Source organism: Gordonia paraffinivorans (assembly GCF_900683595.1).
Classification (GTDB): Bacteria; Actinomycetota; Actinomycetes; order Mycobacteriales; family Mycobacteriaceae; genus Gordonia; species Gordonia paraffinivorans.
On record NZ_CAACYD010000005.1, the window covers coordinates 260999 to 276775 of the forward strand.

At 64.3% G+C, this 15777-nt stretch carries 5 protein-coding genes; 2 read left to right on the forward strand and 3 right to left on the reverse strand.

Annotation, left to right across the window (positions count from 1 at the left end; translation table 11 throughout):
• Positions 1–11 precede the first annotated feature (11 nt).
• The 3 genes from E1P53_RS03425 to E1P53_RS20675 form a co-directional block, all read right to left on the reverse strand.
• Positions 12–2219 (reverse strand): DEAD/DEAH box helicase, encoded by a 2208-nt coding sequence (locus tag E1P53_RS03425; protein WP_244941104.1) that lies wholly within the window; start codon positions 2217–2219, stop codon positions 12–14.
• A complete protein-coding gene (locus tag E1P53_RS03430) occupies positions 2216–7039 on the reverse strand; it encodes a PDDEXK-like endonuclease domain-containing protein (protein ID WP_131733818.1) in 4824 nt (1607 codons plus the stop codon). Before E1P53_RS03430 ends, E1P53_RS03425 begins: the two co-directional genes overlap by 4 nt.
• A 658-nt stretch (positions 7040–7697) precedes the next feature.
• Positions 7698–8084 (reverse strand): hypothetical protein, encoded by a 387-nt coding sequence (locus E1P53_RS20675; RefSeq protein WP_244941105.1) that lies wholly within the window; start codon positions 8082–8084, stop codon positions 7698–7700.
• A gap of 62 nt (positions 8085–8146) precedes the next feature.
• Between E1P53_RS20675 and E1P53_RS03435 the strand changes: the two genes are divergently transcribed.
• Entirely contained in the window at positions 8147–11089 is a 2943-nt protein-coding gene (locus E1P53_RS03435; protein WP_244941106.1) for a helicase-related protein, read from the forward strand.
• 2 nt (positions 11090–11091) lie between these two features.
• Positions 11092–15777 carry an Eco57I restriction-modification methylase domain-containing protein gene (locus tag E1P53_RS03440; RefSeq protein WP_131733485.1) on the forward strand — a complete coding sequence of 1562 codons (4686 nt, stop codon included), beginning with the start codon at positions 11092–11094 and terminating at the stop codon, positions 15775–15777.

A 15777-nucleotide genomic window follows, 5' to 3' on the forward strand; every position in this document is an offset into this window, starting at 1 on the left:
CGCCCAGGCACTCAGGCGTTCGCGCTACCCACCGACGACCTTCTCAGCTTGTCGATCGGGTGCCCGGTGTCCTTGATCTTCCACAGCGTCCACCCGTCGACCTCCTCGTCATCGGCGAACCCGTAGAACTGGAGTAGCGCCACGGCGGCCTCGCTCGGATCCTCGAAGCGCCGACGTCCGGCAACCGGTTCATCGAGGATCACGCTCCAGTCCCCGATGTCGATGACCGCGCTCGGGATGAAGCCTCCGTCGCACTCCATGTGAATTGCGACCTTGTTGGCCGGGTTCGAGTACTGAACGTGCTGGGATCCCGTCCCGGACCCCTTGGTGGGAAGCGAAATCTTCCTCGGACCGACGCGCTGTTGCCGCATCAGCTCGACGGGTCCGGGTTTGGGCCAAGTCACCGGAGACTGTTGGATCTTCGGAGTCTTCGGCGTGGTGGTGTGCTCTCCGATGTCGCTTCCGTGACGGAGCTCGTCAGCGTCGTTCTGTCGCTGTTCGAGTCGTGCGTCGTGCTGGTTCGCACGATCGTCGTTGTCGACCTTGTTCTGGACGGCGCGCCGGACTGGCTCCCCCACGTGCGGCAGGTGGAGCTTCTCGAGTGCGTTGTCGCCGATCTGGATGACCTCGTCCGAGGTCTTGCCGAGTCGGGCCGCAATGCTGTCGTGGTCGAGCGGTTCCTCGCCGTTGAGGCCGAAGCGGTAGATCAAGATCTCCGCTTCGTCGGGGTCCAGGTCGACGAGTGCCGCGAGCACGTCGTCGAGTGCCCCGGGCCGACTCAACCGCATCGTGTCCGCGACGACGCCGCGAATGTGGGCACTCACCCTCTGCACCGCGGCCGCATGCTTCGCCACCTGGTTGGCCGCGTTGACAGCCATTCCTCGCTCGATCTCGGTCATCGTCCGACCAGCTCCGTCCGTCGGCGGCAACCACGCCTCCAGGAGGGCGGGAACACTGTGGACCTCGACCTTTTCGACGGTCTGGGCGATGTCGGCCAGCTCGTCGAGGAACGTCCCGTGGGCGCCCTTCTCAGGGTCCTCCGAACTACCCTCGGCGTAGAAGATGATGAAGACCGCGGCCCGACCATCTGCCTTCGGCCGGATGACCCGTCCCATCCGTTGGATCATCTGTCGTCGGGTCCGGCTCGCCGCGAGAACGATTCCCACATCCGCCTCGGGAACGTCGACCCCTTCATCGAGCACGCGCGGCGCAGCAAGCGTGGTGAGTCTGCCGTCCTTGAACGTCTGCAGCAAAGCGATGCGGTCGTTTCGGTTCAGATCGCTCGTGTACGGAGCGGCGGCGACGCCGGCCTGCAACAAGACCTCAGCGGCTCGCGCGGCAGCCGCTTTCGTCTCGGCGAACACAAGCGACCTATTCGATCGTTCCAGTCCCGGCGCGATGTCGGCGAGCGCTTCTTCTTTGCCCGAGATCGTGGCGAGAAGATCGCGTCGCTCCGAGAACGCCTTCAGGTACTTGCGCGCGGACCAGACCGACGAATCACCCCCGAACTCGTCTTTGGCCAGGAGCTGAACGTCCTGCAGGAACGAGCCGAACGGCTCAGCGCGACAGCCGTACTTGGTGATCAGGTTGCTGCGCTCGGCACGTGCGACCTCGTCGAGATTCTCGTAGCGTGCCCGCTCCTTGGGAGAGAACGGCACCGGCACCAGCGCCAGATTGACCGGTGCGAGGATGCCGTCGGCGTACCCGCGCTGGTACGTGCAGCCCTCGATGACGTTCTCGAAGAACGGTTTGAGCACCTGCTCGATGCCGTCGTCGGACCGTTCGAGGGTGGCGGTCAGTCCGAGTCGGGCGTCGAACGACTCCGAGAGGACCTTGGCGAAGGATTCCGCCGCGTAGCGGTGGACCTCGTCGGCGACGATGAGTGCCCCGGCGGGAGGACGTTCGGCTGCCGGCATCACGGCGGACTGCACGGTCGACACGAGCACGTCGAAGTGCCGGAAGGAGTCCTGAATCCCGTCGCCGCGCCGACCGACTCGAAGCGTGGTGCTCGCGGCGAGAAGTCGTTCGTACCACTGGCGCAACAGGTCTCGCGACGGGACGACGACCAGTACCTTCTGGCCGTCGGCAACCGCCTCGAGCGTGGCGGCGATCCCGACCTCGGTCTTACCCGAGCCGGTCACCGCCTCGATGACGCCTCGCCGCCCCAGTGCGCGCCATTTGTCGAGCGCTTCCTTTTGCCATTCGCGCAGCGGTTTCACCGGCTCGCTCCTCGCGAACGAACCCATTGGACGACGCCGGCCTTGGTGACCTCATCGAGCTGGCCGTCGGCGACCAGCCCGTTCAACACCTCACGTGTCTCGCGTTCGTCGAGCTTCGAGATGTGGCACGCCCGTTCCATCGTGAGCGGAACACTCGCCCACGCCGCGGCGACCAGGACCTTGCCCAGCGCGTCGTGGTCGCGAGGTGCGACAGGTGGTTGGGGATCGACCGGCGCAGGTTCGGCGGCGGAACGCCGCAGCAGATCGTCACGCGCGTTGATGCCCACGACGGGGTGAAGAGTGAGGTCCTTCTTCTCGCTCCGTCCATGGTCAATGGGACCCGGAGTAACGACCGGGGGCACAACCGGCGGCTCAGGAACCGTTGGCGAGATCTGCTGTCTCTCAACCGGACCGGTGTCGACGGTCGGTGCTGTCTCCGCTTGCCCCTCGTCTTTCTCGTTGTCAGGGGTAGGTGTCGGGACAACCGTCGTGACGGGAGGCTCATCGTCCGGGATGCGCTCCCCCGGTTTGATGCCCAACCGGTCGAGCTCGGTCCACAGCGACGCCATCGCCTGAGTGCGATCTGCGTAGAATTCGGATTCGCGGACTCGCCAGAACGTCCAGCCGCACCTCCGTAGCTCGTTCTCGCGCTCGAGGTCGTCGCGCAACTGTTCGGGGGTTGATTCGAAAGCGTCCCCGTCGCACTCGACCGCCAGCCGCGACGCACTTCCGGTGACCATGAGGTCGATGTGCCGATTGTTGACCGGGACCTGCGGATTCACGTGGTACCCACGGGCGACGATCTCGTTGAACACTCGCTGTTCGAAGAGACTCTCGAACCGCGGATCGCGCACGTCGTCGGAGACGTTCTCCGGCACCGGTTCCGTCGCTGTGGCGGGTCGGGCGGTCATGTGCTCCAGCAACGACTTACGCAGGTCCCCGGCTCGCAACTCGTCCAGCGTGACCGAGTGGAACAACCACATCTGGTCCTTGGCGCGGGACGCGCCCACGTTGAACCGCTGTTCGAACTCGGTGCGGGTGAGCGATGTGAACCGATGATTGGGCGCAACCACCAACGACAGGAAGATGACGTCGCGTTCGTCGCCCTGGAAGTCCGGAGGCGTTCCCACACGGAAGCGACGCTCTTCCCATTCGTCGTCGGAGATCTTCCCGCGCAGCGCGTCCCGGATCTCGTCGACCTGCTTCTGTCCCTGTAGGACGACGACGCCCATCGTCTTGCCGTCGTACTGCGAGTCGTCGAGACATGCACGGACCTGGTCTGCAATTGCCGCTGCCTCGGCCGCGTTGACGAGCGACGAGCTCGTGACCGTGACGGTGGCTCCGTCGACGTAGGTGGTCCTCAACGGCGGCAGGCGGTCGGCGCCGAACTGCCGGACCGGCACCAGCGGCGCGTCCTGATAGAACTGCCTGCTCGACCAGTCGATGATCTCCGGCATCGAGCGGAAGTGCTCCCGGAGACGGACCACCTGACCGAAGCGTGACCGCAGCAGCGAGAACAGACTCGACCGCGGGGTGAAGGTGTTGCGGACGTGTTCGGGCAGGTCGCCGAGGTAGCTGTCGAGACGGGCGAAGACGTCCTCGAGGCTGCCGAGAGCGATCTCACTGGGGGTGCACTGCTTGTCGTCGCCGACGACGATCACCCGCGGCGCGAGCCACAGAAGGTAGAGGTGGGTGATGTCGACCTGGCTGGCCTCGTCGACGATGACGACGTCGAAGACGCCCTGCTGCGGCGGGATCGACGCGAGCACCTGTTGGGTGGGCATGACCCAGGCCGGCACGGCGCTCTGCGCCTCCTGCATCGCCATCCGGGCGGCCTGCCGGAATCGCTCAGCGTGCTTGCCGGTGCCCTTGCCGATGGCGCGGATGTGGTCGCGGTACGCCTGCAGCGCGGTGACCTCGCCGGCACTCATCCGCTCCAGGCAGCTCTTCCATGCCTTCTCAGCGGCCAATTTTGCTGTCAGAGAGCTGATGTCGGCGGTGGCAGCGTCGAGCTCGGCGCTCAGTTTCGCCTCTCGCCCGGGCGTCCGCTGCTTCTCGACCCAGTCGTAGGCGCGTCGCCAGTGCCAGGCGTCGGCGATGTTGTCGAGGCGGGTGCCGAGCTCCGGGTCGGACAGCTGTTGCTCGAGCGAGTCCAGCAGGTTCGGCGCGGCTGCCCGGACGCGCTGCGCGAGGGCCTCACACGCCTGGTACTCGCGCTGTTGTTGTTGCGCGGCCAGGTACGCGGTCACGGCGTGGCCGAACCTGTCGGCGGACGCGGCTCGGACGCTTTCGGTGAGTTCGGTCGCCTCCGGTGCCGGGACCGACCCGAACGCCGAGCCCAGGCTGGTGGTGATCGCGTCGAGTTCTTGGCGTGCCGCGCGGCGCTGGAGTTCGAGCGTGATGGCCGATGCCGCCTGCGAGAGAGTCTCGGCCTCGTGCACGCTGCTGATCGTCAACTGCCGGTTGGTGCTCCGGTGGAGCGTGTCGGTCAGCGCCCGGCACCGCGCCTGCAGCTTTTCGATCGACGCGATGTGCCGGCGCACGGTGACCAGGTCGTTGACCTGCGCGGTGCGTGACGCGTCGGCCGCGAGTTCGACGCCGAGGTCGGCAAGGATGCGACGGGCGGTCCCGACCGCGTCGAGCGCTTTGAGGTGCGCTACCGCGATCTCGAGTTCCTCGGCGCGACGGACCGGTTCGCCGTCGACGGTGAGCCCCAGTTCGAGCTCGTCGTACGCCTTCTGCTCGGCGCACCGCCGGAAGCGTCCCCGCCACTCGGCGCCGTCCTGTAGTCGAGCGAGCCACGCCTGCACCACGTCGAGCACGCGACGGGAGACGGCGGGTGCGTCGATGACCGCGCTGCCCACCGCCTGGTCGTAGGCGGTCGCCTCCTGGACGTGGGCGTCGAGATCCTGGACGCGGGCCCACAGATGATCGAGCTCGCCGGCCAGGACGCGGTCGGCGAGCTGCTGATAGACCACCGGCAGGGCACGGACCGCCTCGGCGGCTTCCCTCAGCGCATCGCAGTCGGCGAGAACCTGCTCCGCGGTGGACGAGTCGACGTCCTCGATGATGGCGACGAGACCGCGTGTCTGAGCCGGGAGCTCAAGCGGCGGTCGCTGGACGGCCTCGAAGAGGGACGTCATCCGATCTGCGGCCGGCAGCAGGTTGTCCAGCGGCGGCAGGGTCTGCGCGGCGCGTGACCGGTGTTCGGCGGTCTGCAGTGCGAGCAGTCGAGTGAGTTCCCGGAACTCGCTGGGCGCGAGCGGCGGCTCGGCGTCGTACAGCGGACCGGGAAGCCAGGCGCACTTCTCGCGCCGCTCCTCCAGCCGTCGCACGATGGAGGCCAAGGTGCCGCGGTACCCCGGTGCGACCTCGGGATGCTTGTAGGTCTCCGCCTCGCGCAGCGCGACAATGGCTTCGAGCGTCTTCGCGCGGCGTGCCCGGGCCTGCTCGCGCTTGTCGGTGAGGTCGGCGATCGTGCGGTCAGCCGCCTCCGGGATGAAGGAGGTCTTGCGCTCGGCGATCGTCGCGACGCTCTGGTTGAGCTCCTGCGAACCGCCGCGCGACAGGTCCGTGATGGACACGCAGAGTTCCTGCATGTCAGGTGGCAGCTTGTCGCGCAGGACCTGCAACGCCTGGGACTTCTCGCTGGTGACGAGGACGCGCTGGCCGCGGGCCAGCAGCGCAGACATCAGGTTGGCGATCGTGTGGGTCTTACCGGTACCGGGCGGACCCTCGACGACGACGCCGCTGTCGCCACCCAGCCGCTCGATGATCTTCGACTGCTCGGCGTTCGCGGGCAGCGGGAAGAGCGGATCCTCGGCGAGCTCGCGCGGCGCGGTGGCCCCGGTGGACTCCAGCCACCGCACACGTTCGTCCGCCTCGATGGCGGTCACCAGCTGGGCCAGGCCGAGCGGAGTCTTGGCCGACGGTTCCTCGGCCTGGTGGATCATCTGGTTGTAGTACTCGACCAGCGCGAACGCGCCGCGCTTGCGCAGGACCAGAGCGGGCGCGAGCGCAAGGGCCACGTCGGTGACATTCGACGGCGGCTCGAGTGCGTCGGTGACCGGGATCTCCAGGCCGAGGGCACGACTCGCCCAGGTCTTGAGGAAGACCTGGATCGACTCGTCGAGCGGCGAGGTCGACTCCTTCAGCTGAGCATAGAGAGTGCGGCTTCCCGACTGGTCGAAGATGTCGATGCCGGTCAGGAGTTCGCTGTCTTCCAGCCGCGGCGACGAGAGGTCGACGAACTTCACAAGCAGGTCGCCGGAGGTCTCATCTCGCTCAATCGTCGCCGCCTGCGTCACCAAGTGCGTGTTGATGCGGTCTCCGTCGGCCATTCTCGGCGGCAGGGACAGCAGGCCGGATGCGACGACGAGCTCGACCGACTCGGGCCGCGCAGCGAGCTCGTGCATCATGTCGGTCAGCGCCTGGTAGAGCTCGAAGTGAGGGCGGCGCTGGCGGTCGGTCTGAGCCCATGCGGTCCAACGTTCGTACCAGCGCTGGTACTTCGCGCGGGCCTTGGCGACCTCGGTTGCCGATGTCGTGCTGTCTCCGGTCGGCTCACGGAACTGGGGCCCAGGGGTGTCGCTCCGGTGAGCAGCAGCAGGGTTGTCGACCCACTGCAACAGTTCCCTGGGAAACTCCGGCGGGTCTTCGAGATGCACGCGTGGCGCACGAACCACCACGTCGCCGGCCGTGGCGGCGCGATCGATCTGAAAAGGTGCACTTCCCGGAAAGAGCCAGTGATAGTCTTCGTGGTCCTCGACCCTCAGCACCGGTCGGGTCCGGGCCTTCACCATCTCCCGGAGGAACTGCATCAACCGACCAACGCGATCCTTCAGATCGGCATCGTTCTCTCGACTCGTCACCACTCAACCCGTTTCTTAGGCCGCGGTGTCGCGGCACGCCCGTAGTCGGAAGTCACATTAGCGATTACCACTGACAGTTAGCGCGCGTAAGTGTCGATCGACAGGGTGTATGAGCTGGTACTTCCCGCCACCATGGAATAATTCGATCGATCGGAGGACACCCTGCGTGCAAAGTCCCCATCGCCAACATGAGTCGGCACCAGGTGGCGGTGACTACGCCCCGTTACGACGCATGTGCGGACTGCGACAGCATGCTGAGCCACCCACCAGCCCGACTGCTCGCCATCTCAATGATGTGCAGTGGATCGGTCCGCTGAATGCGCTGTAGTTCAATCGATCTGCGTGCTCCGAGGTGTTCAGAACCATGATGCACATCGTCTGCAGACCATCCATGCACTACAGCACTAGTTACACCGTGGTTCGTTCAGAGGAATTTCTGCCGACGTCCGATTTGTACCACTATCATCGTACCGGCTCGAATCCGAGCGCTCGTCCCAACGTTGTGTTGACCGCCCCCCACAGGGCCGATAGACGAGGTGGTATGCCGCGCTACAAGTTCGATTGGGCGAACCTTCCTCCGGAGCTCCTGGATGCAATGTGCAGCCGGCTACTCGAGGTCGGCGATCCCAGCTTGGCCCCGGCCGACGCTCTGCGGCAGGTCTATGGCGCGCGCCCCCGGATCGATTTCATTCGCGAAGCCTGGCCCATCCTGCGCGAGGAGTGGCTCGGACACGACCGGGAACCTCGACTGCGCGTACTCGAGGCCATCCAGGTCGCACACCACGACGAAGGTGTCATTCGTGGAAGACGGGCGCAGATGGACTACCTGCGTCGCCTCCGCAATGCCAAGAGGCTTCGTGAGATCGTATGGGAGGAATTCGTCGCGTATGGAGAGACCCAGCATCGCAATACTTCGGACGAGCATCCCAAACAACCGCCACCAACAGACCGCCGACACGCCCTGAACCGCCACCGCCACCGGTACCCGGTTCACCGGTGGGACCATCTTGGGGCACAAACCAGCAAAACAGCGAGATCGACGGAGAGCACGAGTCTGTGAAAACACCGGCCGAGGGGTCAGGGTCCACCATCACTCGACCAGAGGTCGGACCCGAAGGTAATGAACTGAACGTCGCTCCTGGATCGATCGTCCTCGTGCGTGACGAGGAATGGCTTGTCACCGCTGTGGAGACGGCGTCTGACGGTCACTTCGTGCATGTCACGGGCCTCTCGGACCTCGTGCGAGACACTGAGGCGGTCTTCTCCACCGCACTCGACACTATCGTCGAGGTCGATCCCACGGCGGTGACTGTTGTCGGTGATGACTCAGTCCAGTTCCGTCGGGCTCGGCTGTGGCTTGAGGCGATGCTCCGCAAGACGCCCGTGGCAATCGCTGACCCGGGTCTCACCACCGCCCACCGCGGCCTCGTGGACCCACTTGATTACCAACTGAAGGCCGTCTCCAAGGCCCTGGATCCGGACAAGCTGCGGCCACGGATCCTGCTCGCGGACGCGGTGGGACTCGGCAAGACGATCGAAATCGGCATGATCCTGTCCGAACTGGTGCGCCGAGGCCGCGGCGACCGCATCCTGATCGTCACGCCCAAGCACGTCCTCGAGCAGATGCAGATGGAATTGTGGACGCGGTTCGCGCTCCCGTTCGTGCGCCTGGACTCGGCGGGCATCCAGCGAATCCGTCAGGTGCTGCCGGGCAACCGGAACCCGTTCACCTACTATAAGCGGGTCATCATCTCGATCGACACGCTCAAGAGTGACCGGTACATCGCCAGTCTGCGAAAGCAGCGCTGGGATGCCGTGGTGATCGATGAGTCGCACAACGTCACCAACGTCAGCGCTCAGAAGGCTCGTCTCGCCAGCTTGCTGGCTTCACGCACAGACGCGCTCATCCTTGCGTCGGCGACCCCACACAACGGGCGCGCCGAATCGTTTGCCCAGCTGATACGGCTTCTCGACCCGAGCGCGGTCTCCCCTACCGACGAGCTGAATCTCGACGAGGTCAAGAAGCTGGTGATCCGGCGGCACCGCCACCACCCCGATGTCGCGGGTGCGGTGGGTTCGGACTGGGCTGAGCGTGAGCAGCCGCGCAACGTCCTCGTGCCGGCCTCGCCGGGTGAGGATTCAATCGCCCGCGAACTCGAGGACGTGTGGCTCTGGCCGGAGAACGGGCACTCCCCCTACTCGGGCAAGAACGCGTCCCTGTTCCCGTGGGTTCTCGCCAAGGCGTTCCTCTCTTCGCCCGAAGCCCTGGCAGAGTCCGTCAAAGAACGCCGTCGTCGACTCGACGAGACCGACCCGTCCACCGCACGCGAGCGTCAGGCCCTCGAGCGGCTGGGCGAGTTGGCCGACGCGGTTCCGATCGCCAAGTCCGCGAAGTACAAGGCGCTTCGTGAACACCTCGACGACATCGGGGTATCACGTACCGGTACACGGCGCGTGGTGGTCTTCGCCGAACGTGTGGCCACTCTGAATGCTCTTGCGAAAGCACTGTCGAAAGACCTGAAGCTGACCACCACAACAGGTGACCAGCTCGGCCAGGTGACCGTGCTGCACGGCGGTCTCAGCGACGCCGAGCAGCAAGCGATCGTCGAGTCCTTCAAGCTCGAGTCCTCCCCGATCCGCATCCTGGTGACCGGTGACGTCGCTTCCGAGGGCGTGAACCTGCATACCCAGTGCCATCACCTTGTCCACTACGACATCCCCTGGAGTCTGATCCGCATCGAGCAGCGCAACGGCCGCATCGACCGCTATGGGCAGAAGCATCGCCCCCAGATAACGACGCTTCTTCTCAACCCGTCCACCGGGCGCTTCGCCGGCGACATCCGGGTGCTCAGCCGACTCGTCGAGCGCGAGCACGAGGCCCACACCGCGCTGGGCGACTCCGCATCTCTGATGGGTACCTACGACGTGAAGGCCGAGGAGGAATCGATCCGGCAGGTATTGGCCGGGCAGAAGGACCTCGACGCGGTGGTCAAGACCGTCGAGGAGGTCGAGGCCGGTGGCGGACTGGACGCCTTCTTTGCTCAACTGGCGACGACGCCAGATGAAGCTCCTGAGGTTGCCGAACCAATAGACATCGAGGAATCCGAGGAGTCCGCGACCGGCGTCTACGACTCCGAGTTCGAATTCCTCGAAGCTGCTCTGTACGAGTCGTTCCCGACACCACAGCTCGATCCGAACGACGGCGTCGCGTGGAAGGTCCACCAGAGGCAATCCATTGCGAGCCTCAAACCGCCTCGGGACCTGAAGCAACGGCTCGAAGTCTTGCCTCAGGACTATCTGCGGTCGCGACGGGTCACCGAGGAGTACAAACTCGCCTACACCCGACTTCGCGGCCAGGAAGAGCTTCGGCAGGCGAAGAGCGGCACGTCGACCTCCACGTGGCCGGAGGCGCACTATCTCGCTCCGCTGCACCCGATCATCGACTGGGCCGCCGACCGCGCGCTCGCCGAACTCGGGCGCAACCAGATCTTCGCGGTGCGCGGCGATGTCGCCTTTGCATCGGTACTTGTCCAGGTGACTCAGACAAACAAGCGCGGACAGGTCGTGGCGGCGTCGTACTACACGGTTGACTTCCCCGACCCCGCGGACCCCGACGGCTCACTCGTGACACCGCACCCGAATGCCCGCGCTGCGGTAGAACACTTGCAGATCGCACGGGAGAGTCGGGGCGACCTCGCCGGCGCAGCGAACCTGCAACCGCTGGTGGCCGCCGCGGTCACGGCCGCCGACGGCGCGGCCGAGCAGCAAGCCGAGGCAATACGCTTTGAAACCCAACGACGGATCGACGACTGGATTCGGCGTTCCGAAGAGTGGAAAGCGGAGGCCGGCCAACTGACTCAGCGCGGACAACTCCGCGAGCGCACCGCCCGCATCTCGGAGGAGCAAGAACTCGCCCAAGCGATGAACCCGGAGCGACGGCTCGCGCGTCCTCTGATCCTCTCTGTCCCCACTGATCTCGAACTCACGCAGGAGAACTGACGATGGCGTTCACATCCGACGCGCTGGTGATCGGTGAAGACTTCATCAGCGAGCACTACTTCACCACCGACGCCAAGTCGCAGTCGTTCCAGGCAAAGGTCCTCGAACGGCGCAAGCAGTGGGATGCCGCGAAGGCGGAGGGCCACCCGACCGCCCGCACGCGATTCACGGAGGTGCGGGGCAAGCTCGCCACCGAGTTCATCGCCCTGTCCGAGAACGCCGACGAGGAGAGCCTCGACGGGCTCTATCAGACACTGCGCACCGTCCTCGGCTACGACAATGCGCTGCGTTGGGAGATCGAGCGGATCGGCGGCAGCGACACCGAACCGGGTCCTGCGTTGGCGTTCCGCACCCGCGACCTCGGTGGAACCGCCCCGCTGGTCCTCGTGGAAGCTCGGGGCGGGCTGGAAATCGAGGACTTGCTCGCCAAGGACGAGAAGTCGCTCCTTCGTGAGTTCCACCCCGACGCAGCCGATTCCATCGCCTCGGTGGCCGGACTGCTGTCCCACCTGTTCGTGTCCGAGGACGGACCGCGTTTTGCGTTGGTGCTTGCCGGAAGCACTGCCCTGGTGACCGAACGCGAACGCTGGCTCGAAGGCCGCTACCTCGCAGTCGATCTGCAGTTGGTCGGTGAACGCAACGACGACAAGCGCGGTGGCGAGATCGACCGCGCACTCACGTGCATCGAGGCCGAGTCCCTTGCTCCCGACGCCGAGGGCGACATCTGGTGGTCGGGCGTCATCGAGGAATCGGTCAAGCACACCGTCGGCGTCTCCAAGGACCTGCGTGAAGGCGTGCGGTTATCGATCGAAATCATCGCCAACGACGTCGTCGCACGCCGGCGAGAGCAGGGTCTGGAGCCACTCCCCGACGACATGGCGCAACCGCTCGCCGGCCAATCGTTGCGGTTCCTTTACCGCATCCTGTTTCTCCTCTACGCCGAGGCGACACCCGAGTTGTCGGTGCTCCCGGTCGGAGATCCCAACTACGAACGCGGCTACAGCCTCGATCGCCTTCGCGAACTCCTTCCGGTTGAGTTGGTCACGCCACGTGCGCAGAACGGGACACACTTCTACGACTCACTCAGCACACTCTTCGAGATGGTCGACCGCGGCCATGATGGCGGTGTCGAGGACGACGACGAGGCCCGGGCCGAAGGGTTGACGTTCCGAGCGCTGAAGGCGGACCTGTTCCTGCCGAAGGCGACCTCCCTGATCGATGAGGTGAAGCTCAGCAATCTTGCACTGCAAAAGGTCCTGCGCCATCTGCTGATGAGCAAGGAGACCCGCGGCAAGGACCGCGGATTTATCTCGTACGCAGAACTCGGTATCAACCAGCTCGGCGCCGTGTACGAGGGCCTGATGAGCTACACAGGCTTCTTCGCCCACGACACGCTGTACGAAGTGGCGAAGAACGGCAACCCGGAGAAGGGCTCGTGGGTTGTCCCCGAAAGTCGAATCGAGGGCATCTCCGATTCGGACTTCGTCAAGGTTCGTGACGAACACACCGGTGAGCTTGTCCCGGTGCGACATACGCCCGGCACCTTCGTATTCCGCCTCGCCGGTCGAGAGCGCCAACAGTCGGCCTCGTACTACACCCCTGAAGTGCTCACCCGCTTCACCGTCGGCCAGGCGCTCGAGGAGCTGCTCGACCAGGACGGAAAGACAACTACAGCCGAGGAGATTCTCAACCTCACGGTCTGCGAGCCCGCACTCGGTTCGGGGGCGTTCGCCATCGAGGCAGTGCGCCAGCTCGCCGAGCAGTATCTGACTCGCCGTCAGAAGGAGCTCGGCGAACGGATTCCGCCGGAGGACTACCCGACCGAATTGCAGCGGGTCAAGGCGTATATCGCGCTCCACCAGGTGTACGGGGTGGACTTGAACGCCACGGCAGTCGAGTTCGCTGAGATCACCTTGTGGCTGGACACCATGGGACCGGGCCTGGCGGCGCCGTGGTTCGGTTTACACCTGCGCCGTGGTAACTCCCTGATCGGTGCCCGCCGCGCCGTGGTGCCGGCCCGTCGCCTGAAGGAGACGGGCTGGCTCGACGCCGCCCTTGTCGATGTTCCGCTGTCGGAATCCTTGGACAATCACTTCGGTGCCGTCCACCACTTCCTGTTACCCAGCAGTGGTTGGGGTTCCACGGCTGACGTCAAGGAGGGCAAAGAACTCGCGCCTGATGTTGTCAAGGACCTCAAGCAGTGGCGAAAGAGCCTCGGCAAGAAGCTCTCCACCGCACAGATCAAACAACTGCAGGCGCTGGCACAGCGTGTCGAAACACTGTGGGGCTTCGCGCTACGTCGGCTTCAGATTGCCGAGTCGGAAATCCGTCGCGAAATTCCGCTGTGGGGCCGGGAGCTCGACGTTACCGGCGGCGCAGTGAGCCGAGAACAGATCGAGGCATCGCTGGCGGACGAGAACGGCGCCTACCGACGGTTGCGGCGTGTCATGGATGCCTGGTGTGCCCTGTGGTTCTGGCCGCTCACGGAGCGAGCACGAAGCGTGAATGGTCAGATCGCCGAACCACCAAGTCTGCAAGAGTGGCTCGACACACTGACGGAGCTTCTCGGTACACCGGTCAAGGAAGCTCGCGGCGGTCAGATCGACGTCTTTACCACCGCGACCTGGGCTCAGCTCGAGGATGCAGAAGAAGCCGATCTTCTGCTTGCGCAAGCGAGGAAACTCGATGCCGTACTCGAGCAGCATCCCTGGTTGGCGGTTGCCGAGCGTGTTGCGAACCGACAGGGATTCTTCCACTGGGAGCTCGACTTCGCCCCTGTCTTCGCCGGAGGCGGTTTCGGCTTGCAGGTTGGGAACCCCCCGTGGGTTCGTCCTCGGACGGATGTCGATGCCCTTCTGGCTGAGGGTGACCCTTGGTTTCAGTTGGCGGTCAAACCGACGCAGGCCGAAGTCCGAGCGAAACGTCTGGCAACACTCACACTTCCCGACATCTACGACCTGGTTGTCACCGAGACCGCCGACGTCGTCGCAATGGCAGGTTATCTCGGAGACACCAAGAATTACCCACACCTCGGAGGCCTCCAGCCTGACCTCTACCGATGTTTCATGGAGCAGACCTGGAGGCATATGTCTCTCGCTGGGACCGTCGCACTGGTCCATCCCGAGAGCCACTTCACGGACGAGAAAGCCGGCCTTCTTCGAGAAGCCACCTACGCACGACTACGCAGGCATTGGCAGTTCATCAATGAACTGTCGCTTTATGAGATCCACCACCTTGTAACGTTCGGTGTTCACGTCTATAAAGCTCGACAAAGTCCCCGCTTCCTCAACGCTTCGTCTCTCTATCACCCAGATACGGTGATCCGCTCGCTCGCTCATGGCGGCGAGGGTCCCGAACCCGGACTCAAAGACGCTGACGGAAAGTGGGATCTGAGCCCTCATTCCAGTCGCATCATCACCGTCGACACCGATGTCCTGACGACATGGCGAGACCTCCTCGAACGTCCGGGAACGAGCCCTCTGCGGGCACGGATGGTGTACACCACCAACCGGTCGGTCGAAAGGGTCCTCAGCGCACTTTCTAACAAGTCTCGGTTGGGCGATCTCAATCCGATGTTCTCGTCTGGCTGGCATGAAAAGAACGACCGGACCCGCGGCTACTTCGATGTTTCGTGGGGATTACCTCCATCGTGGAACGACGTCATCCTTCAGGGCCCCCACATTCACGTGGCGACACCGTTCTACAAGTCACCCAACGCGACAATGAAGAACAACCTTGACTGGTCTGAAGTGGACCTCGAGGCTCTCGCACCCGACGCGGTACCAGTGACGACCTACAAGCCGGCCGGGGATCGAGAACGGTATGACGGTGATTACACGACGTGGGAGGTCCTCGACGAAGACGGTAAGGTCAAACGCGCATCTGCCCGAGATTACTACCGCGTCGCATGGCGCGCGATGGCAGCGAACACAGGCGAGAGAACGCTGATCTCCGCACTACTCCCGCCAGGTGCAGCGCACATTAATGGAGTCTTCAGTGTCGCCCTTCCTACCGATAATGGAACAAGACTTGCACTAATCGCCGCAATATCTTCGTCATTGATCGCCGACTTCACCGTCCGTGCAGCACCAAAGAGCGGCATTTATCAGAGTGTGTTCGGCCGTCTACCGTGGGTAAAGCATACGAGAATTCACCAACTACTCTTGCTGCGAATACTCCGGCTCAGCTGCCTCATAAGTAATTACGACACGCTTTGGTCAGAGTGCTATGACAGTGCTTTCGAAGACGATTCGTGGACAAAGGGCGGCTGGGAAACCAAGAGCTGTAAGCTTGGCGTCGTTCAGTCCACGTGGTCAGAAGACACCCCCCTCCGCATCGCTGCCGACCGTCGCCAGGCCCTCGTCGAGATAGATGCGCTCGTCGCGCTCGGTCTCGGCTTGACCGCGGATGAGCTCTGCACTATATACCGCACGCAGTTCCCGGTGCTCTACGGTTACGACCGCAACAAGTACCTATATGACGCCAACGGACGACTGGTGCCGCAGGAGGTGCTCGTGTTGTGGCGTAAGAAGGGTGACGACCTCACCGACGAGGAACGCACCGCCACCAATGCGGCCGGCAACACCTACACATATGAATTGCCATTCCGGTTCCTCGACCGCGAGGCCGACATGCGCGAAGCCTACGCAGAGTTCGAGCGTCGTCTGGGCATCAAGGGAGGCCGCTGA